The organism is Anabaena sp. UHCC 0204 (assembly GCF_009711975.1).
Classification (GTDB): Bacteria; Cyanobacteriota; Cyanobacteriia; order Cyanobacteriales; family Nostocaceae; genus Dolichospermum.
This window is the reverse complement of sequence record NZ_VIKW01000004.1, coordinates 210,201-229,973: the sequence shown is the minus strand read 5'-3', so window position 1 is coordinate 229,973 and position 19,773 is coordinate 210,201. Positions and strand designations below refer to the sequence as shown.

The 19,773-nt window shown below is 39.4% G+C and carries 18 protein-coding genes and 1 tRNA gene; 10 read left to right on the top strand and 9 right to left on the bottom strand.

Going from position 1 to position 19,773, the window contains the following annotated elements; genetic code table 11:
* Positions 1–6: 6 nt before the first annotated feature.
* Both FJR04_RS05295 and FJR04_RS05290 read right to left on the bottom strand, forming a co-directional pair.
* The gene (locus FJR04_RS05295; protein ID WP_168492439.1) at positions 7–621 is read right to left on the bottom strand and encodes a chorismate lyase; all 615 of its coding nucleotides are present in this window, start codon (positions 619–621) and stop codon (positions 7–9) included.
* A gap of 164 nt (positions 622–785) precedes the next feature.
* Positions 786–868 (bottom strand) — tRNA-Leu (locus FJR04_RS05290).
* A 280-nt stretch (positions 869–1,148) separates the two neighbouring features.
* Here FJR04_RS05290 and accC point away from each other — a divergent pair.
* Positions 1,149–2,495: an acetyl-CoA carboxylase biotin carboxylase subunit gene (accC, locus tag FJR04_RS05285; protein WP_168492437.1), complete on the top strand. Its 1,347-nt coding sequence runs from the start codon at positions 1,149–1,151 to the stop codon at positions 2,493–2,495.
* 218 nt (positions 2,496–2,713) lie between these two features.
* Here the strand turns inward: accC and FJR04_RS05280 are convergent, their stop codons facing one another.
* Positions 2,714–3,004, bottom strand: coding sequence for a YggT family protein (locus FJR04_RS05280; protein WP_168492435.1), 291 nt, complete (start codon positions 3,002–3,004; stop codon positions 2,714–2,716).
* A gap of 253 nt (positions 3,005–3,257) precedes the next feature.
* On the opposite strand from FJR04_RS05280, the gene psbX reads away from it, so the two are divergent.
* The 4 genes from psbX (at position 3,258) to FJR04_RS05260 (ending at position 5,681) form a co-directional block, all read left to right on the top strand.
* Positions 3,258–3,377, top strand: a complete 120-nt coding sequence (gene psbX, locus FJR04_RS05275) for a photosystem II reaction center X protein (protein WP_096669626.1) — start codon at positions 3,258–3,260, stop codon at positions 3,375–3,377.
* Between the two features lie 192 nt (positions 3,378–3,569).
* Entirely contained in the window at positions 3,570–4,505 is a 936-nt protein-coding gene (locus FJR04_RS05270; RefSeq protein WP_168492434.1) for a Ycf66 family protein, read from the top strand.
* Between the two features lie 33 nt (positions 4,506–4,538).
* A complete protein-coding gene (locus tag FJR04_RS05265) occupies positions 4,539–5,099 on the top strand; it encodes a PD40 domain-containing protein (RefSeq protein WP_168492432.1) in 561 nt (186 codons plus the stop codon).
* Between the two features lie 57 nt (positions 5,100–5,156).
* Positions 5,157–5,681: a PD40 domain-containing protein gene (locus FJR04_RS05260; protein WP_168492430.1), complete on the top strand. Its 525-nt coding sequence runs from the start codon at positions 5,157–5,159 to the stop codon at positions 5,679–5,681.
* 89 nt (positions 5,682–5,770) lie between these two features.
* On the opposite strand, the gene FJR04_RS05255 is transcribed toward FJR04_RS05260, so the two are convergent.
* Positions 5,771–6,766 (bottom strand): succinate dehydrogenase/fumarate reductase iron-sulfur subunit, encoded by a 996-nt coding sequence (locus tag FJR04_RS05255; RefSeq protein ID WP_168492428.1) that lies wholly within the window; start codon positions 6,764–6,766, stop codon positions 5,771–5,773.
* A 305-nt stretch (positions 6,767–7,071) separates the two neighbouring features.
* On the opposite strand from FJR04_RS05255, the gene FJR04_RS05250 reads away from it, so the two are divergent.
* The 3 genes from FJR04_RS05250 to FJR04_RS05240 all read left to right on the top strand — a co-directional run bounded on the left by FJR04_RS05250 (position 7,072) and on the right by FJR04_RS05240 (position 9,478).
* A complete protein-coding gene (locus tag FJR04_RS05250; protein ID WP_168492426.1) occupies positions 7,072–7,311 on the top strand; it encodes a hypothetical protein in 240 nt (79 codons plus the stop codon).
* A gap of 709 nt (positions 7,312–8,020) precedes the next feature.
* The gene (locus FJR04_RS05245; RefSeq protein ID WP_168492425.1) at positions 8,021–8,446 is read left to right on the top strand and encodes an AbrB family transcriptional regulator; all 426 of its coding nucleotides are present in this window, start codon (positions 8,021–8,023) and stop codon (positions 8,444–8,446) included.
* Between the two features lie 174 nt (positions 8,447–8,620).
* Positions 8,621–9,478: a CPBP family intramembrane glutamic endopeptidase gene (locus FJR04_RS05240; protein WP_174763502.1), complete on the top strand. Its 858-nt coding sequence runs from the start codon at positions 8,621–8,623 to the stop codon at positions 9,476–9,478.
* Between the two features lie 119 nt (positions 9,479–9,597).
* Here the strand turns inward: FJR04_RS05240 and FJR04_RS05235 are convergent, their stop codons facing one another.
* Complete coding sequence (locus FJR04_RS05235) at positions 9,598–9,984, bottom strand: hypothetical protein (protein WP_168492423.1); 387 nt, start codon at positions 9,982–9,984, stop codon at positions 9,598–9,600.
* A 236-nt stretch (positions 9,985–10,220) separates the two neighbouring features.
* Between FJR04_RS05235 and hslO the strand changes: the two genes are divergently transcribed.
* Together hslO and FJR04_RS05225 are read left to right on the top strand one after the other, a co-directional pair.
* Positions 10,221–11,126: an Hsp33 family molecular chaperone HslO gene (gene hslO, locus FJR04_RS05230; protein ID WP_168492421.1), complete on the top strand. Its 906-nt coding sequence runs from the start codon at positions 10,221–10,223 to the stop codon at positions 11,124–11,126.
* Positions 11,127–11,289: 163 nt separating this feature from the next.
* The gene (locus tag FJR04_RS05225; protein WP_168492419.1) at positions 11,290–13,365 is read left to right on the top strand and encodes a chromosome segregation ATPase; all 2,076 of its coding nucleotides are present in this window, start codon (positions 11,290–11,292) and stop codon (positions 13,363–13,365) included.
* Between the two features lie 105 nt (positions 13,366–13,470).
* Here FJR04_RS05225 and crtD read toward each other — a convergent pair whose 3' ends face one another.
* From crtD to FJR04_RS05205, 4 genes are all read right to left on the bottom strand, one after another.
* Positions 13,471–15,015, bottom strand: a complete 1,545-nt coding sequence (crtD, locus tag FJR04_RS05220; RefSeq protein ID WP_168492417.1) for a C-3',4' desaturase CrtD — start codon at positions 15,013–15,015, stop codon at positions 13,471–13,473.
* A 506-nt stretch (positions 15,016–15,521) separates the two neighbouring features.
* Complete coding sequence (locus FJR04_RS05215; RefSeq protein WP_168492415.1) at positions 15,522–16,469, bottom strand: AvaI/BsoBI family type II restriction endonuclease; 948 nt, start codon at positions 16,467–16,469, stop codon at positions 15,522–15,524.
* 25 nt (positions 16,470–16,494) lie between these two features.
* On the bottom strand, positions 16,495–17,925 hold the full coding sequence (locus FJR04_RS05210; RefSeq protein WP_168492413.1) for a DNA methyltransferase: 1,431 nt from the start codon (positions 17,923–17,925) through the stop codon (positions 16,495–16,497).
* 96 nt (positions 17,926–18,021) lie between these two features.
* Positions 18,022–19,728, bottom strand: a complete 1,707-nt coding sequence (locus FJR04_RS05205; RefSeq protein ID WP_168492411.1) for a diflavin flavoprotein — start codon at positions 19,726–19,728, stop codon at positions 18,022–18,024.
* Between the last annotated feature and the right edge of the window lie 45 nt (positions 19,729–19,773).

Genomic DNA, 19,773 nt, shown 5'->3' with positions numbered 1-19,773 from the left:
TCTCCTTTAATCTTGATAATTCATTGCCCCTAAGTATTTAGTTAAAAAAGGTGAAAAAACCTCATAAATTAAAGTCAGTGGTTGTCCATGATGCCAAAATAAATAATGGCGACCCCAAAATGGTCCCTTTTCCTGAAAACCCGACTCTAAAGCTTCTGAATCACCATAATAAATACCTTGGACATCCCTATACAACTCAGTTCGTAACCGAGCTAAACTTGCCCAAATCGGTAAAGACTTGTTTTGTAAATACTCATCTACATGACTTGCTTCCCACCAAGATGCCGCATAGTATAAACGCTGACCAGAGGCAGTCCGCACCCATACCTGTCGTCGTACTCTCGGACCTGGTAGCATCTGCATCATCGCAGGCGCACCATCTGAATTCATCCCAATTGCTGACATATCAATCACATCTACCTCCGTTGGTTCACCCGTTAACAGTTGGACGTGTCTAGTCGGAGAACCATCACCCAAAAGCAGTAATTGCCAAGTTGGTGATAACTGGGTATGAGGTAAACCGCGTTTAACCACTTCTTCACCACCTTCCCAAATTGGAGTTAGGCAATGCCAATCACTTGGCAGAGTAGAGTTATTTGCTGGATTAAAAGTAGTAGTCAATGTTCTTTACAAAACTTCATCTAATTATATCAAAGCACAAAAAACCAGCATCCATTCAGGCAAGCTGGCAAAAAAAACTAAGATTAACTTTTATGGTGAAAATGTAACCCCGCTACTATGATCATTTCCCTGACCATAAAAGCGGATAACTTACATCCAAAAAATGCGGATGGCGAGACTCGAACTCGCAAGGGCTATGCCCACACGCACCTCAAGCGTGCGCGTATACCAATTCCGCCACATCCGCAAGAATTTAACACAGACTATATCATAACATAAAAAAATTACTTAAATACAAGATTTTCCAAATATTTCCCCAAAATTTTTTGAATAGGTATGAGACAGACAGAAATATAGGAACAGCAAAGGTGATATTAAAAGGTCTAGCAAAGATGCCACATAATCCAATAGTCTGCTAAGAATGAGGTTTGGGAATCTCCTGTCACGATTTACAGTAATGCAACAGCTTTATGTCAACAGGATGGGAGAGAATGTCAATCTACTGGTACTGATATCGCAACTAGAAAATGAAATTTGATAAAATATTAATTGCCAATCGAGGAGAAATAGCCCTTCGCATTCTCCGTGCCTGTGAAGAGATGGGAATTGCCACAGTTGCCGTTCACTCCACTGTTGACAGAAATGCACTGCACGTTCAACTTGCCGATGAAGCCGTTTGTATTGGTGAACCTGCCAGCAGTAAAAGTTATTTGAACATTCCCAATATTATTGCGGCTGCATTAACACGTAATACTAGCGCCATCCATCCTGGCTATGGTTTTTTATCAGAAAATGCTAGATTTGCCGAAATTTGTGCAGATCATCACATTGCTTTTATTGGTCCTAGTCCCGAGTCTATTAGGCTAATGGGGGACAAGTCCACAGCCAAAGAAACCATGCAAAAAGCTGGTGTACCCACAGTTCCCGGTAGTGAAGGGTTAGTAGAATCAGAAGAACAAGGATTAGCGATCGCTCACAAAATTGGTTATCCTGTGATGATTAAAGCTACCGCAGGCGGTGGTGGTAGAGGAATGCGACTTGTCCGCTCAGAAGATGAATTTGTCAAACTCTTTTTTGCAGCCCAAGGAGAAGCAGGAGCAGCTTTTGGCAATTCAGGCGTTTATATAGAAAAATTTATTGAACGTCCCCGTCACATTGAATTTCAGATTTTAGCCGATAGCTACGGTAACGTCATTCATTTAGGTGAAAGAGATTGTTCCATTCAGCGTCGTAACCAAAAACTGCTAGAAGAAGCTCCTAGTCCTGCCCTTGATCCAGACTTACGGCAAAAAATGGGAAAAGCTGCTGTCAAAGCAGCCCAGTTTATCAACTATACCGGCGCAGGAACTATCGAATTTCTCCTCGATAAATCCGGTAAATTCTACTTTATGGAAATGAACACCCGGATACAAGTTGAGCATCCAGTTACAGAAATGATCACTGGAATAGATTTAGTAGTTGAACAAATTCGTATTGCTCAAGGCGAAAGACTAAAGCTGACACAAAAAGAAGTAGTTCTCAAAGGACATTCCATTGAATGCCGCATTAACGCTGAAGATCCAGATCATGATTTTCGCCCCGCCCCTGGAAAAATCACTGGTTATCTTCCACCAGGAGGACCCGGAGTGAGGATTGATTCTCATGTATACACAGATTACCAAATCCCCCCTTACTATGACTCCCTGATAGGTAAATTAATTGTTTGGGGACCAGATCGAGCTACCGCTATTAACCGCATGAAACGCGCATTGCGAGAATGTGCCATTACTGGACTACCGACAACTATTCCCTTTCATCAAAAAATTATGGAAAATCCGCAATTTTTGCAAGGTAATATTCACACAGGCTTTGTCCAGGATATGAAAACGCTGTAATTGGTCAGTTGTCAGTTGTCAGTCGTCAGTTGTCAGTTGTCAGTCGTCAGTTGTCAGCTGTCAGTTGTCAGTTGTCAGTTGTTAGTTGTCAGTTGTCAGTTGTCAGTTGTCAGTTGTTAAGAAGTTTTCCCTACTCCTCTGCTCCTCTGCTCCCCTGCTCCCCTGCTCCCTGCTCCCTGCTCCCTGCTCCCTGCTCCCTGCCCCCTGCTCCCTGCTCCCTATTGCCTGTATAACATGGTCAGTAATCCTTGCTGGCCTAGTAAAATTTCCCGAATGAAGCTGAAAATACCTACCCATAAAATGGGAGTAATATCTACACCGCCAATAGGCTGTATTAACTTCCGTGACGGGATTAAAAAGGGTTCAGTCGGCCAAGCGATGAGATTAAAAGGCAGACGATTGAGATTGATTTGGGGATACCAGGTCAAAATAATGCGGAAAATAAACAAAAACGTCATCACCCCCAACACGGGGCCAAGAATCCAAGTCGTCAAGTTAACACCAGTCATTTTGTTTAGCTACTATCTGTGAGAAAATCCAAAACTTGAGCGCAAGTTGAAAAACTTTAAGCTTTGTAACGTATTCTTTCTTCAATTTTAACCAAATGGTGTCATTTTGTTGTGAGAATAGAAAAACAAAGTTATTGACTTGAGAGCAAAAATCAAGTAGATACCAAGTTAGATATATAATCCTGGTCTACTTTCCAAGAAAGTGATACAAGATTAAAATAAGAATGAACTGTGTAAAAAAAGGTTGAGAACTATGACACCCTCTTTAGCAAATTTTCTTTGGAGTCTGGTTTGGGGTACTGCGATTGTGGTAATCCCAGCTACTATTGGTCTAATTTTCATTAGCCAAAAAGATAAAATCCAGCGTTTTTAATTTTTAGGGATTGGGGATTGGGGACTAGGGACTGGGGATTGGGGAGGAGTTCTGAGCTTTCTTCTGACAATGCACCATAGTGTAAGCTATAGTTCTGAACTCCCTGATTCTTCTTCAATAATATTGTGACTAGTTAAAGTAGTGATAGTAAATGTAACTCGCTAACATAGATTTGATATTAGGAAAACACTCATGATTAATTTTGGGCTGAATTCAGCCAGTGTTTTAGCTCAGGTAAATTTTGGAGCGAACTCAGCCAGTATTCTCGGAATTTTCCTGGCTGTAGCTGGAGCAGCATTGTATTTTCTGCGTTCTGTCCGTCCAGAACTTTCAAGAGATCAAGACATATTTTTTGCAGCGGTTGGGTTATTGTGCGGCTTTATTCTTGTTTTCCAAGGATGGCGGCTTGACCCCATTTTGCAATTTGGTCAGTTATTATTGGTAGGTTCTACAGTATTTTTTGCTGTTGAAAGTATTCGTCTACGGAGTATTGCGACTCAACAAGCGAAACGGAATACTCCTATTGTGGATGATGAGCGAGAGGTAAGTAGAAAATACTCTTATTCTGATCGACGCAATTATCAAGCGGAGATGGATGCAGATTTAGAACCGCTACCTTATGAAGAAGAGGAAGCCCCTCCACGTCCAAGAATTCGCGGTAGTCGAGATGAACGTTCTCCCCGTGATGATTATTATGAAGCCCAACCACCACGCAGTTCACCAAACGCACGGACTAGGGAAAAACCAGATACATCAGAAAGAAAGCGTCGTCCTAATTCTGGGCGTTCAGTCGGTCGCCCAAATGGGAGTGATGTAGATGATGAAAATTGGGGTTCTGCGTCCAGAGAAGTTGATGATTGGGAAAGTTCTCAAGAACAAGTAAGAAAACCATCACGTCGTAGTAATAGCGGTAATAGTAGACCTCAGTCAACGGGAAACCGTGATGTCAGCCGTGAGGATGATGTTGCTCCTACTCCTAGACCGCGAAAGCGTCGTCCACCTAGAGATTCAGCGCCTCCTAGAAGACAGGATGATGATGAGGCGATACCAACTGACTATGTACCTTATAATCCCATTAATAAGTCAAATAACGAGCCAGATAATACCGATTTTGATGACGACATTTAGAACTTTTTGGGGTGGGCGACGGAAAAGAGTGATGTGAAAACATTTACACCTAGTTTTTGGCTCCAAAAATCAATTTATTGGAGCCTAATTTTTGGTTTGACAAGTTTGCTGATATCTTGTGCGGCTGATAATATCCCGACGGGAGTAACTTCTCTGAACAGCCGATATGCTGAAGAACAACCTGCATTAAGTGGAAATGGACGTTTTTTGGCGTTTATATCTAATCGTTCTCGTCATCAGCAGTTGTTGGTATACGATTTAGAAAGTCAAAGTTTTATTTCTACACCAGGTTTAAACCGACAATCAGCGATCGCGGAAAGTCCTAGTCTCAGTTATACAGGTCGCTATATTTGTTATATTACCAGTGATCAAGGTAGACCTGTGGTTGCACTATACGATCGCGCTTCGCAAAGATCACAAATCCTTACTCCTAGCTATCGTGCTTGGGTGAGAAATCCTAGTATCAGTCCTGACGGGCGTTATGTTGTCTTTGAATCCTCTAGTCGCGGACAATGGGATATTGAAGTTTTAGATCGCGGACCAACTATTGAGTTAGATATTCCTAATGGTGTAACGGTAAAAATTGACAATTGACAATTGACAATTGACAATTAAAAAAACTTCTATTTTTGCCTGTTGCCTCTTTTCTAAATGAATTATAAATTCTCAATTATTTTATTTCTATGCTCAATTCTCTTAACTGGGTGTTTTGGTTATCCGCGTTTACTAAGTTACCCTTTTGATCCAGGTGGAAGGAGTCTCAACAGTTTTGCGTCGGAATTAAACCCCCAAATTTCTGGGAGATATCTTGTGTTTACTACTGATCGGAGGGGTAGTCAAGATGTATATATGTTTGATACGGTAACTCGGAATTTGGTAGATTTACCTGGTTTAAATTCCTTCGATATGATTGCTTCTCATCCTGCGGCTTCTGAAAATGGTAAATTTATTGTCTTTACAGCTAGTCGTGAAGGTCGAGCCAATATTATTTTTTATGATAGAGATGTGCGCCAATCACGGAATTTAACTGGTAATCTGCAAGGAGAAGTTCGCAATCCGACAATTAGTGCTGATGGTAGTAGAATTGCCTTTGAGTATAGTAATAATGGACAATGGGATGTTTTGGTTTATGATCGGTTTGGGCAAAAATTGAATATTCCTCAAGATCCCAGTTAGTCAGGGGTGCAGGGGTGCAGAGAAAAGAAATATTCTTTTACAACTGACCACTGACCACTGACCACTGACCACTGACAACTGACAACTGACTAATCACTCTTTTGTACAGATTCGATGAGCGATCGCACTTGTTGAGTTCCTTGAGAGGGTTCAAAGGAAAGGGGAAATTTACCTCGCGCCAGCATTCTTAAACCCAAAGGTGCAAGACTAAGTAATCCTTGAAGATCGCGGAAGTAATTACCAACTACCTGAATACCAAATTGGCGTTCATCAATCCAACCACCTTGTTTTACTAAGTCTACTAAAACTTTGCGGTGGCGAATTGCCCGACTGTCACTCTTCTCTTTACGTTCGAGAATTTCCTGTTTAATTTTGGTAATTTGCTCTAATGGGGCAACTTCCATGGGACAAACCGAATCACAGTAAAGACAACGAGTACAACCCCAAACGCCTTGAGTTCCTTGACTATAGTTTTCTAATCGTTCTTCTGTGTTATTATCACGAGAATCTGTTACCATGCGATATGCTTTAGCCAGAGCATGGGGACCCACAAACTCAGGATTAACTTCCAGAGCATTACATTCAGAATAACAAGCCCCACACATAATACAATTGCCAGTTTGATCAAGGAGCGATCGCTCTTGTGGCGTTTGTAAAAACTCTCTTTCGGGAACTTGTCTACCTGCTGTACTCACATAAGGGGCAACTGTCTCCAAATTATTCCAAAAACTACTCATATCTACAACCAAATCTTTAATTACAGTCATGTTCCCTAAAGGTGCGACTGTGATTTCTGGAATAGTCTGAGACTGATTTAGAGATGATGAGATTTTTTCTAGTCTGGCCAGTTCACTACCCACATTTTCCTTACAAGCCAAAGCAGAACGGCCATTAATCCTCATCGCACAGCTACCACAAATTGTATTGCGGCAATTTTTGCGAAATGCTAAAGTTCCATCTTGCTCCCACTTAATCTGATTAAGACAATCCAAGATAGTATTACCTGGTTCTACCTGCAAAAGGTAGGATTTTAAAACAGGGTAAGAATTTTGTTGTTGTCGAGTAATCTTAAAAATAACTTCCATTATTACCAATCCCAGTCTTGAAATTGACTCACCTTCCTCAAAAATTATGAGGATAGGGAAAGATGAAGTTGGAAGCGTAAGGTATAAAAATAAGTTTTCTTTTATCCTTGAGTCTCCAGCATCCTTCAGCCTTTACCCTTCATCCTTGACACTTAAGACTTCTTTCGTCAAGCCCTAGATAGAAAAATTCTACATCTTCAAATATGTAGAAGTGTTAAAGCTAGTGAACATCTCTGCTAGTAGCTATCAAACAGATGATAGATGTGGTAAATTTATTCTTCCCCTAGACAGACGTGCATAATCTAATGGCCGCTTTGGATTTGATGGTGATAAACAATAGAGATTTTCTACCCCGCTTTTTGTCTCTAGTCATTGATAGCTTAGGTGGTGAAGCCATAAAAATTCTAGAATTTAACCCACTCATTCCCAGAAAACTAGCCCGAATTAGATTAACTTTTATAAAAGTCTTGACATCATCCTTATCACAGCATCTAGCCCCAGGAAAATCTCCACTGCTTTTTACATCCTCAACTCCAGGGATTTAGATCAAAATTTATTGGGAATTTGAATTTTAAATTCAAAAAATATTTTGCTATTATTATTTCATGCTAGTATTTAATAGAAAATTACGAAGTAACAAAATCAGGAACAATAACCGCATAAGCACGGCTAATACTTCTCGGTTTTTTCGTAATGTAGAGACTAGAAAATTCATGTCTCTACTGGCAGAATAAAAGGGTGTATGTCCGTTAGACCACATACAAATACTATGCTATCTTTAGCTAAAGATGAGGATTAGGCATTAGTCTAAAAATCAACGGCAAGAAAGATTAGCATTGAATGTGAAAAACCTGTATTTTATTGACTCTACGCGGCAGTTCCTCTATTTGGAGAAACCCCAATACCGGGCTGTCTTAACTTTTTTGGAGTAGAACTAACCTGATTTGTAACGGTGGCTTGAAGTTACACCGCACTCAGTAGACCAAAGAGAAAATAATTTAATTTCTGATGGCCAATGATGGTTAAAAACGCAGTAAAATCACTGAAATTAATGTTTGTGGCAACTATGACTTAAAACCCTATTATAGACAACTATGATAGAGTCCCTTGTTGCTTTCATTTCAGCAGGAATTCACCCAACACCCTTACGTCTGTCAGTGTCTGAGGTCTAGTGGCGCTTATTGCTCCATGCTGGAATCAGAGGACAACGACATTATTGATCAGTTTGAAGAGATTAAGGAAAATTAGAGCATAATGACTGAAACTGCAACTGCCCCATTAACAGGAAAAGCACTGCTGGCGAAAGTTAAAGAACTTTCGACTTTACCACGTCGGGAAAGAGCAAAGCAATGTGGTTATTACACCGTTACTAAAAATAGCCAGGTTCGGGTTAATCTCACAGATTTTTATGATGCTTTATTGTCAGCAAGAGGCATTCCTCTCAGCCCAGAAGCACCCAAAGATGGACGTGGACGCGAACCGACATATCGGGTAAGTGTACATCAGAACGGTCAAATCGTGATTGGTGCAACTTACACTAAAGCTATGGGCTTAAAGCCTGGTGATGAATTTGAAATTAGACTAGGTTACAAACATATTCACTTGATTCAGCTTGGTGAAAGTGACAAACAATTAACTCCGTCAGATAATGAAGCTGATGAATCAGACGCAGAAGAATAAATTTTTCACTGATCTGAGTAATTTATCCCTAAAGCTACGGCTAACTAATAGCAGTAGTTAAAGAATTAAGGTGAAATAAAGACATAAAAAACGATTTGGCTGCTTCCATAAGTCACAAATTCTAGTAGAGTCTTGATTATTAATCAAGCAATCTATTTTTGTGGGAAGTTAGTCATGTTTCTTATGTCTATTTCACTCTCATTTTTAGAGCCATCGGCCAATACTTTGCTGGAGTATCTTAAAAATACACCAGTATTTTTAGTCGTGGCTTTTTTTATTGTCTGGGTAGGTTGTTGGTTGCCATTAGTAGCAATTTTAGCTCTTGTCTTTAAATGGCAAATTAACAAATCTTTACAAACAGAGCAAAAAATTCCTTTATTGCTATCTCTTTATTTATTAGTTCCCCTAATTCTGTGGGGATTTCAATGGTTGAAATTGGGTTCTTTCCCTGATTATGGATTAGTAGGGAAAGTTAGTATTTTGGGTTCTTTATTCCTGGGTTTTAGCTTGGGAGTCTTGAGTCTAGCTATAGTATTCTGTGGTCAAATTGCTGCTGGTTGGTGCTATTTAGAAAAATCCCATCTCCAGTTAATACCATCTAGTTTATTAACTATTTCCTTGGTGGCTTTGTTTGTGGGGGGAATAGAAGAACTTGTATTTCGGGGCTTTTTATTAACTCAGTTAGAACAGAATTACTCAATTTGGTTAGCGGCAATTACTTCTAGCTTGATTTTTGCTGTCTTACATTTAGTATGGGAACAAAAAGAAACTATTCCTCAACTGCCTGGACTATGGTTGATGGGGATGGTATTAGTATTAGCCAGATTAGCTGATGGGAATAACTTAGGGATAGCTTGGGGACTTCATGCGGGTTGGGTATGGGCGATCGCGACAATAGATACAGCAGGATTAATTACCTACACAGATAAAGTTTCTGAATGGGTGACAGGGATAAATAAAAAACCCCTTGCGGGGTTAACAGGTATTGTCTGCGTTTTAGCGACGGGGGGAGTGCTTTTATGGATGTTTTAGTTTTTATGTAATTTTTTTCTCACGCAGAGGCGAGGCAGCGCGGTCTTGGGGGTTTCCCCCATGAGTGACTGCCGTCGCAGAGGCACGGAGAGGAGGAATTGGTAGGGGTAATTCATGAATTACCCTTTGCTTGCGGCTAAGAACTGACGTAAGCTGACTAAACTCAGGGTTTGTCCTAAATTTAAGGGTAAGATGGATATGCCTTCTAAACGGGATTGTACCCAACCTTCTCCCCAATACCATTCGTGAAAGCCATCTATACCTCCACTAAGTAGTAAGCGTAAACAGTTGGGTTTGACTATTTCTACTCGATGATGAATGGATACAGGTCCTGTCCAGGTGGTGAACTCGAATCCTGGTGGCAGTTCTGTGGGCATTTCTGAGGGGAAACGTTGTCCCAACAGCCATTTTTTCAGTTGCTCCGGATGAAGAATACTGTCATGAATAGCATCGGCTGATGCTTCAATTTCGATGCGGATTTGGCTTTTCTGAAATTTACCTAGCATGATAATTGTCAGTTGTTAGTTGTCAGTTGTCAATTGTCAGTTGTTAGTTGTCAGTTGTCAGTTGTCAATTGTCAATTTAAGAGATGTATTAATCTCTGCTTTAGAAGGGCTGTTGTTAGTTGTCCGTTGTCAATTGTCAATTGTCAATTGTCAATTATTAAACTGCCCCCTTTTCCCCTAGTCACGAAACAACCTAAAATATAAAAGTCACCTTGTAAAGAATTGTAAGGTTTTTCATGGCAGATCAATTAATTCGTGCCACTGCGGCTGATGGTGGTATTAAAGCAGTAGGTGTGATTACCACCCGGTTAACAGAAGAAGCTAGACAACGCCATAAACTTTCTTATGTGGCTACAGCAGCACTAGGAAGAACTATGACTGCGGGTTTGTTAATGGCTTCAAGTATGAAACGGGTAGGTTCTAGGGTTAATGTTCGAGTTAAGGGGGATGGCCTTTTAGGTGGTATACTGGTAGATGCGGGCTTAGATGGCACAGTTAGGGGCTATGTGGGTAATCCATCGGTAGAATTGCCACCCAATGATCTGGGTAAATTAGATGTTGGGGGTGCAGTCGGTAAAGGCTATCTTTATGTAGTCCGCGATATTGGCTATGGCTACCCTTACTCTAGTACGGTAGAACTGGTTTCTGGGGAAATAGGTGACGATGTTGCTCACTACTTGGTTAGTTCCGAACAGACTCCTTCAGCTTTAGTTTTAGGTGTATTTGTGGGACAAGAGGGAGTAACAGCATCTGGAGGAATATTGATACAAGTGTTACCCAAAGCTGCTAGAGATGAAGAGCTAGTAGCCATATTAGAATCACGGGTTTCGGCTTTATCAGGGTTTACACCATTACTCCAAGCTGGTAAAACACTGACAGAAATCTTTAATGATTTGTTAGGAGATATGGGATTGAACATATTTCCCGAAACTCAGATGTTACGCTTTCATTGTGGCTGCTCTTTTGATCGGGTACTAGGGGCGCTGAAAATATTAGGCGAAGCGGAACTGCAAGACATGATTGTTAAAGATGATGGTGCAGAAGCAATTTGTGACTTTTGCGGTAATGTTTATCAGGCCAGTAGTGATCATTTAACTCAGTTAATTGTTGATTTGCAAAAAGAATCTGCAATTTCTGGTTAATGTAACTAGTCATACTCAAACCAAAAAACAGTAATGTTATTGATGGGAGTGGTAAATGCCAAGGATAGCTTTTTATTGATGGGAAAGTTAGGATAGCCAACATAAAATTATCTAGATCGATCTACCTGTAAAAGATCGCTATTCATTTAGTGTGGTGTGAGCAATGACAGAGCGGGATATTCCAGATAATTGGTCTGCGGATCAAGTAGGAGAACCAATTGGGCGGAAGCACAACTACATAGAAAATCATCAAAATACGGATACCGCTGCTATTGGTTCTAATGTTAAGTCAGTGAAGAAAAGAAAAAAACAAGATGGGGCGGATTTGTCTATAAATAATGATTCGGAAGCTGCTTTTAATCTCGGACTAATAACTGAGAAACTGCCACACTGGATGAAAAACTGGGTACTGTGGGCGGTAATACTAACTTTAGTGCCTGGGAGTATGGGTTTTATGGCAATATCTATGCTGTTTAAACTGCCCTCTGCTCCTAATTGTCCACAGATTTTTTGGCCTTTGGCCAGTGCGTCAGTGAGGATGCACTGCGCTCAGTTGGCGGCTTCTAAACAAACAATTAATGATTTGTTGCAAGCGATCGCTCTAGTTAAACAATTACCAGATAATCATCCTCTCCGGAGCGAAATTAATCGTTTGTTGGAGGAGTGGTCACGGGATATTCTCAAGCTGGCTGATGAGAGTTTTCAGACGGGGAATTTGGAGGAAGCAATCAAGACAGCCCGTCAAATTCCTGCTGATGTCACAGTTGGTCAACTAGTAGAAGCACAAATTGAAAAATGGCAGTTGATTTGGTCACAGGCTGAAGAAATCTACCAAGATGCCGAAAAAGAACTGCGTCAAAGAAATTGGCAATCGGCTTTTATGCTCACCGCTAAATTATTGCGGGTAAATAACAAATACTGGTCAACTACTAAATATGACCAATTAAATAACATTATTGTCACGGCCAGGGAAGACGGGGATAAACTTTACAAAGCCGAAAATTTAGCCAGAAGTCGAAGTGTGGATAATTTACTCAATGCTATTAAACTAGCTGAGTCAATTAAACCAGAAAGTTATCTATATCAAAAAGCACAAGAGTTAATATCTGGATTTGCTCAAAAAATGCTCACACTGGCACAAGCTAAAATGAGAGAGCGAGATGCCGATACAGCCTTGGAAATTGCCCGCCAAATCCCCCCTATTCCTGAACTACAAGCTGAAGTTGATGATTTTATTATTTTAGGTGAGGCCAAAAGAAGCGCCTATATTGGAACTGTGGCTGGGTTAGAAACAGCAATTTCTCAAGCGCAACAAATAGATGCTTCTAGGGATGTTTATAATGAAGCACAACAATTAATTGCTCGTTGGCAATTGGAAATTGAAGATGTTTCTCGGTTAGAAAAAGCCCGGAATTTAGCCAGTCAAGGCACAGTTAATGATTTAACAGCAGCTATTTCCGAAGTACAGCTAATTCCTGGGAGTAATCCTCGCGCTACAGAAGCACGTCAAGAAATGGGGCGCTGGCGGGGTCAAGTGGAATCTATTGAAGATAGACCATATTTAGATCGGGCTGAACAAATAGCTATTAATGAAGATGTTAGCTCATTACAAACAGCGATCGCTGAAGCTAGTCAGATTCGTTCTGGTCGAGCATTATATCCAGAAGCTAGAAAAAAGATTAGACAATGGACAGCAACAATTGAACGTATTCAAGATCAACCATATTTAGATCAAGCTAAAGCCTTAGCAGACAGCGGTAGTTTAACAACTGCTATTAGTGAAGCCCAAAAAATTGCCTCATCAGGACGCGCTTTATCTGGTGAAGCCCAAACAGCTATAGATAGTTGGCAAGAGCAAATCCGTGCCAAAGATAGTTGGCAGAAAGCCAGGCAAGTCGCTGTTGCTGGTACACCGGACGCTTTAGTTCAAGCTATCCAGTTGGCAAATCGGGTATCTAGTCGTAATGTTTTACGTTTAGATGTGAATATTGCTATTGACCAATGGAGTCAACAATTGTTACAAATGGCACGTTCTCAAAGTGAAGTGGATGTTGCCAGAGCCATTGATACAGCCAAGTTAATTCCTCGTGGTAGTGGTGCTTATACGGATGCTCAAGAACAAATTAAAACTTGGCGACAATTTATGACTCCTAAATCACCACCTAGTCCGTCTATGGAATCTATTCCTGAACAAACACCAATCATGGAAGAAGTTGAGCCTTCAGCCAGCCCTAATTAATTTATCACTTTGCTAATTTTAAGTATGAATTAGTCTCACGCAAAGGCGCAAAGTGAGGAATCTTTGATTTTTCAATTTCATACTTAAATTTAGCAACATCCTCATCTAATTCTCCGCGTTCTCTGCGCCTCTGCGTGAGACAAAATCTTGAATTTGTCTAACTACTGTCAAAGCTGAATAACTCACCCCCGCAGTTCCTTCTCCAGGATGAGTAGAATCACCAACTAACCATAAATTATTAATAGGTGTTCTATTAGCAAAACCAAAGGGTCCAAAAGTAGGAATTCTTTGACCAATACCGCCAACAATACCCGATTTTCTGCCTGTATAATGAGCAAAGGTGCGGGGTGTGGCTGCTTCTACATAAATGATAGTTTCAGGTTTTAAATAGAAATATTCAGAAAGTTTAGAAATAGCATCTTGAGTGAATTTTTGTTTTAAACTTTCATAATCTTGTGTTTCCGACCAGGGAGTAAAATCAACAAAGGAAGAAGCGATAATTGTGGCTTTTCCTAATGGTGCGCGGCCGTCTCCTTCATGACTCACAGATACAAACAGGGAATTGTTTTCACCAATGGGTTTATTAATATCATATAAAAATTGTAAATGCGGTGGACAATTAGGAGGAATTGCACTTTTTTCTACACCTAAATAAATCACAAATGCACCGGAAGCTGGTGGGAGTTTTTCTACTCTTTGTTTATATCCAGATGGCGCATTTTCTCCTAATAATTGAACTAAGTTCTGAACGGTGACGTTAGCAATGATATGATCTGCTGATTCTGTCCAAGTTTCCCCGGTTTTCTGATTTTTAATAATTACGGCTTTAGCTTGGTTATTTTCAACTTGGATTTTTTCGACGGTGTGGCGCATTAATAATTTACCACCATCTCTTTCTAAGGATTCTACCAAGCGATCGCTCAAAACTTGCATACTTCCTTGCAGATGAAACAATCCTTGGGGTAATTGGGATACACTCAAGGCTGTGGCTGCATAAAGTAAAGCTGTTTCTTCGGCACTAACTTGAGAATATAATTTCAGTTGTAAATCTAAAAATGTCCGCAGTCGCTGGTTATTTCCTAAACCACACAACCGTAAAGCATCACCGACAGTAAATAAGGTGAAGGGTGCGGTAATCAATGTATTTGGACGCACGGCTTTGATTAATTGTCCTAAATCCCATAAATTCCGGGGTGGTAAAACAGGATCTCGTCCTTGAAATTCCCAACTAGCTTTAAATAAGGTTGTTAATAATTGCCAAAATGGTTCACTACCAGGAAACTGTTTTTGGCGTTCTTGTTGCCATTTTTGAGGATCACGCCAGACATTAATTGGTGTGGATTCTCCTGGTAGATATACCGCGCAAGCTGGGTCACAAGGTGTAGCTGCGGGTAATTCTATATTTAATTCTGAGAAAATGCGGTGATGAATTCCCCCTGGTTCTAAACCTGCAACTTGCGTTGCACCAACATCAAAGGTAAATCCTTGACGTTTGAAGGTGGAAGCACAACCTCCAGGAACTATTGCTTGGTCGAGAATAAGCACATTATAACCTCTGTGGGCTAATAATGCTGCTGCTGTGAGTCCACCTATACCCGCACCGATAACGATTATCCGGGATTGATTTTTGGTATCAGTAATATTTGACATTGATGATTAACTTTATAATTCTTCATATTGCTTATTATTAGTTTACAATAATTTGTTTGTTTATTCTCTAGTAGGAATTGTATAAATTCTTATAAACGAGCTTTAAAATAGGTAAATTGTCAGAATCAGGATTTACAGGATTTAAGGATGTACAGGATTAAGACTGAGATTTTATCATTGAGAGGATTTACGCATACTTTACGGAAAAATTAACCACTCCAGGCGCAGAGTTCATAGAGAAAAGAGACCTTGAGAGATATTTTGCGTAAGTCCTGACCTATCACCTATTAACGTAAGTTGTTAGTTAGAGAAGTCGTCTGAATCAGGATTTAAGGATGTAGAGAAATTGCAATCCATTAATGTAGGATCAATCTCAAATTCAGCACTGTTTCAATCCCTAATAGGGAGTAAGAGAAATTGCAATACACTACTTTTAATGGCGTAATTATCACCCCTGAAAACGGTTTCAATCGCTAATAGAGAGTAGAAGAAGTTTTTTGAAAATCCTATAAACTGATTAACCAGTGACAGATCGAGTCAACTTGAGTATCATTTGTCATATTAGCAGCATTGCTCAATTTACCAGATTCTAAATCATTCCATATTTCCTCAGCCATACGTTTTTCAATAGCTGCACCAATGAAAAATGTATGTGGTGACAACTCAACTTGAGAAAATGCCCTCCATATTCGAGATAAAGCAGTTCTCGCTGTTTTCCAATGTTCATCAGCACCAGCAGGATCAATTCCTCCTTTTAATTCCCCCAGTGCAATATAAAGATTGGGAATTTTATAAGTTGTTGGAGAAATTTCTTGATAACCACAGTTGAAAAGACAAACATCAATATTACTTTTGACTAAAGGAACTGTCAGATTATAAATTATTGTTCTATTTTTATTGCCAACAGACCAACTTAAACCCTTCACATATAAATCTATTCCTGCATCTTGTTCTGTCATCGGAATCCATGTTTTAGTTGTAGAATGTAACCAATAATAAGGAATACTAGCAAGTGCAAGATTAGCCAAAATTGCGCGAGTTAATTTACGCTGTGCTAACACTCCACCTACATTTCTCATTGAACCACCTAGCGTATCTCCTCTTGTTAGCAAAAATCTATAAACTAATTCTTCTACAAAATCTGAACCTGCTGGTTCTAAAAACTCCTTAATTAACCCTTGAATAGCTTGTATTTTATCATGTGGTTGTAAATAACCTCCCGCTTTATCAGAAATTCCAGATGCAGCTAATAAAGCAGGTTGTATTTCTACCAGATTAATTAAATCAGCAGGACTATTAACTTGAGAAGCAATAGTTTTTAATACTCTTGCTTGATCAATAAATGGTGTAGCCCGACGGTTTCTTTCAATAGCTAAAGCAACAAAACCAGCTCTAGTTTTTTCATAAGCTGTTACTAAATCAAGACCTGTATTTAAATGATTTTTATATACCAATTTTAGTTACCTTAATTTGATTAAATTAAACTTTTCTCCAAACATAAACGCATTTTCTCAGTGCATCACGTCCATGTATTCCCATTTGTTGGCTACTATTACCTTTAGTATTAGGTAAAACTAAAATATTTTCTACTTTAAATCCCAGATACTCAGCTATATTCGATAAAATCATATCTACTGAAATACTCACACCAGCATAACGCACATTATCATTAATCATAAACATCAGCCCTTGTGGTTTCAGGACTCGATAACATTCATAAATTATGCAAGCCATTTCATAAAAATAACCTTTTACCATTCTCGGAATATTATTATTATTTAATTGTTTTTTTGATTTTTGTTCTTCCAAATATTGCAAAATTGCTTGGAGTAATTTTTGCTGATCTGTAGCCAAAATAGCATTTGACCATTGAGAATTAATTGCTAATAAATCTTTCGGTCTATTCTCAACTGTACAACTTAACATTTGTTGTCTAAGATTAACTATTTCCTCTTGTCCTACTCCTAACAAAGCGAGTTCTAAAGCATAAGTTCTAGTGTAATCATAACGGTTGCAATAAGGAGGAGAAGTAAGAATTACATCATAATAAGAATTTGGCAATTGTGGCATTATATCTAAGCTAGAACCTGTAAACAAACGAATCCCACCTTGTTTAGTTTTACTGGGAAAAAGTTCACCTTGTTGACTACCAGTTTGAATATCTGCTAAAATTTCCCTAATTTTAATACTAATTGCCTGTTTAAAGCTGAGAATTTCTCCTTTGTTAAAAGGTATATTACCTTGTTGACGGCTAGAACGATAATCCCAACGTAAATATTGCCCGTCTTTGCGAGTGTAACTAATTGCTTCCAAAACACATAATAGTGCAAATTGTAATACTTGCTTGACTCTGCAATTTTCCTCTTGGTAAGCACTGATATATTTTTGAATTTCGTTTAATGTCTCTTGAGGATATGCACCTGTCGTAATTTTTATTTCTTGAATATTTTGTTGAGTTTTTGATTTCTCCCAAGGACAATTTTTAGACCAATATAAAATTTTTGTGAAATCATCCACTGTAAATTCTTGTTCTAAGATGAGCCTAGTATTTATAATTTCTTTTCCAATAGAGAGTAATTCAATTCCATCAGCATTTAATCCTATATTACTAGCTGCAAATAAAGTTGTTCCACTACCAGCAAAAGGGTCTAATATTTTGCCAGATTCGATTATATATTTATCTAGTAAATATTCTACTAATGAAGCAGAAAAAGCTTCTTTATATTTGTACCATCGGTAAATAGGTTTAAGTTTATTAGCCTGAAAACTAACAATCTTGCGGTTGAGGACATCTTCTATGCAGAATTTATCAGCAAAGTGCTGGTATAGTTGGGTGTTAATATGTTCAATTTCAATATTTTGTGTTTGATGATTTGGTATTTGAGGTTCTAATTGTTGAAAATCAAGCATTATTTAAAGTGATTAAAAATATTAGCAGACGTTTTACATCATAGCGTAAAAAAATTACCCCTCTATCTAATCCTAGAGGGGCTAAGACGTAAGGTGTTAATAATAACTCGCAGATTTGCGATAATGTACCGCCGTGACAGCATCTTGATTTAAGACCTTACCATCATCAACAGTGGCATAAACCAACCAATGATCACCGGCTTCCATACGACTTTGGACAGAACACTCCAGGTAAGCCAAAGCACCATTGAGAATAATCCCGCCATTATTGGCTTCTTGAGTTTCCAAACCAGCAAATCTATCTTGTCCGGGGGCGTAAACCTTCATAAATTGCTTCCGAATTTCCTTCCCTTCCGCCAAAATATTGACTACAAATTTGTTATTTTTATAAGTCATAATTTCCATAGCCCGGTCTTTAGCTACCGCAATAGTTAAACCAGGAGGATTAAAACTGGCTTGTGTCACCCAAGAAGCTAACATTCCTGTACTGACTTCTCCTTGTTTAGCTGTAACTACACATAAAGAACCAACAATGCGCCCCACTGCTTGTTCTACGTTACTTGCAGGTTGTTTAGCGACAACTGATTTTTTTGCCGCTCGTTTCAAGGCTTGGGCGAAGTCAGTTCCCGCTTCTTCGCAGGTTTGTAAAGTGACTTCATTGGGTTTGAATTTCACGCGAATAGTGTCAAAACCAAATCTGTAACCTGCGTCTTTGAGTTTACCTTCGATTAAATCAACTGCTTCTCCACTCCAACCAAAAGAACCAAACACACCGGCTAATTTATTATTAGTCGCAGTAGAGAGGACGATTCCTAAAGCTGTTTGCACAGGTGTGGGTGCATGTCCACCTAACGTGGGAGAACCAATTACAAAACCAGCGGATTTTTCGACTGCGGCTTTGATTTCTTCGGGTTCGGTAAATTCGCAATTGATAGATTCGACATTAACACCAGCTTTAGTAATGCCGCGAGCGATCGCCTGTGCTAAAGTTGCCGTATTGCCATAAGCAGAAGCATAAATTAAAGCCACAGTCATATCAGCGGCAGTTTGCTGCTTTGTCCATTCCCGATAGCCTTTGGTAATTTCAATTAAACCATAGCGGACTAGAGGACCATGACCAGTAGCGTACATTCGCACCGGCAAATCTGCCAATTTATCCAAAGCCGTTTCGATTTGTTTGGCATGAGGGGCCATTAAACAGTCAAAATAATAACGTCTATCTTCATTAAATACTTCCCAACCTTCATCAAATACCTGATCTCCGCAAATATGCGCCCCAAATAATTTGTCAGAAAACAAAATTTTTGTTTGTGGGTCCCATGTACAAAGTTCGTCAGCGTAACGGGGGTTAGGAGTGGGAATAAATTGTAAATGATGTCCTTTTCCTAAATCGAGGGTTTCTTCCCCCCGCATAATCAAAACTGGTAAATCTTGATTTTCCAAAGCAGCGCGTAAATTTATCGCCCCTGGGTTAGAACAAACAAAGGTAATTTGAGGGGCAATTTCTAGTAAAGCCTTTAATGTTGCGGCGCGGTTGGGGTTAACATGACCCAAAATTACATAATCAAGACTTTTGACATCAAACCGCTGTTGTAAAGCTTCCAGGTAAATTTCGGTAAAAGTTTCGCCAGGGGGGTCAAGCAGGGCATTTTTATCGCCTTGGATGAGATAAGAATTAGCCGTTGTTCCCTTAGCTAAAGCATATTCAATTTCAAATCGTAATCTTGCCCAACTGCGCGATCGCAATACGATGGTATTTGTACCAATGGGCAATATTTGCACGTCACGGGGTTTAGTAGTCATTGGTCATTAGTCATTAGTCATTAGTCAGTTGTCAGTTGTCAGTTG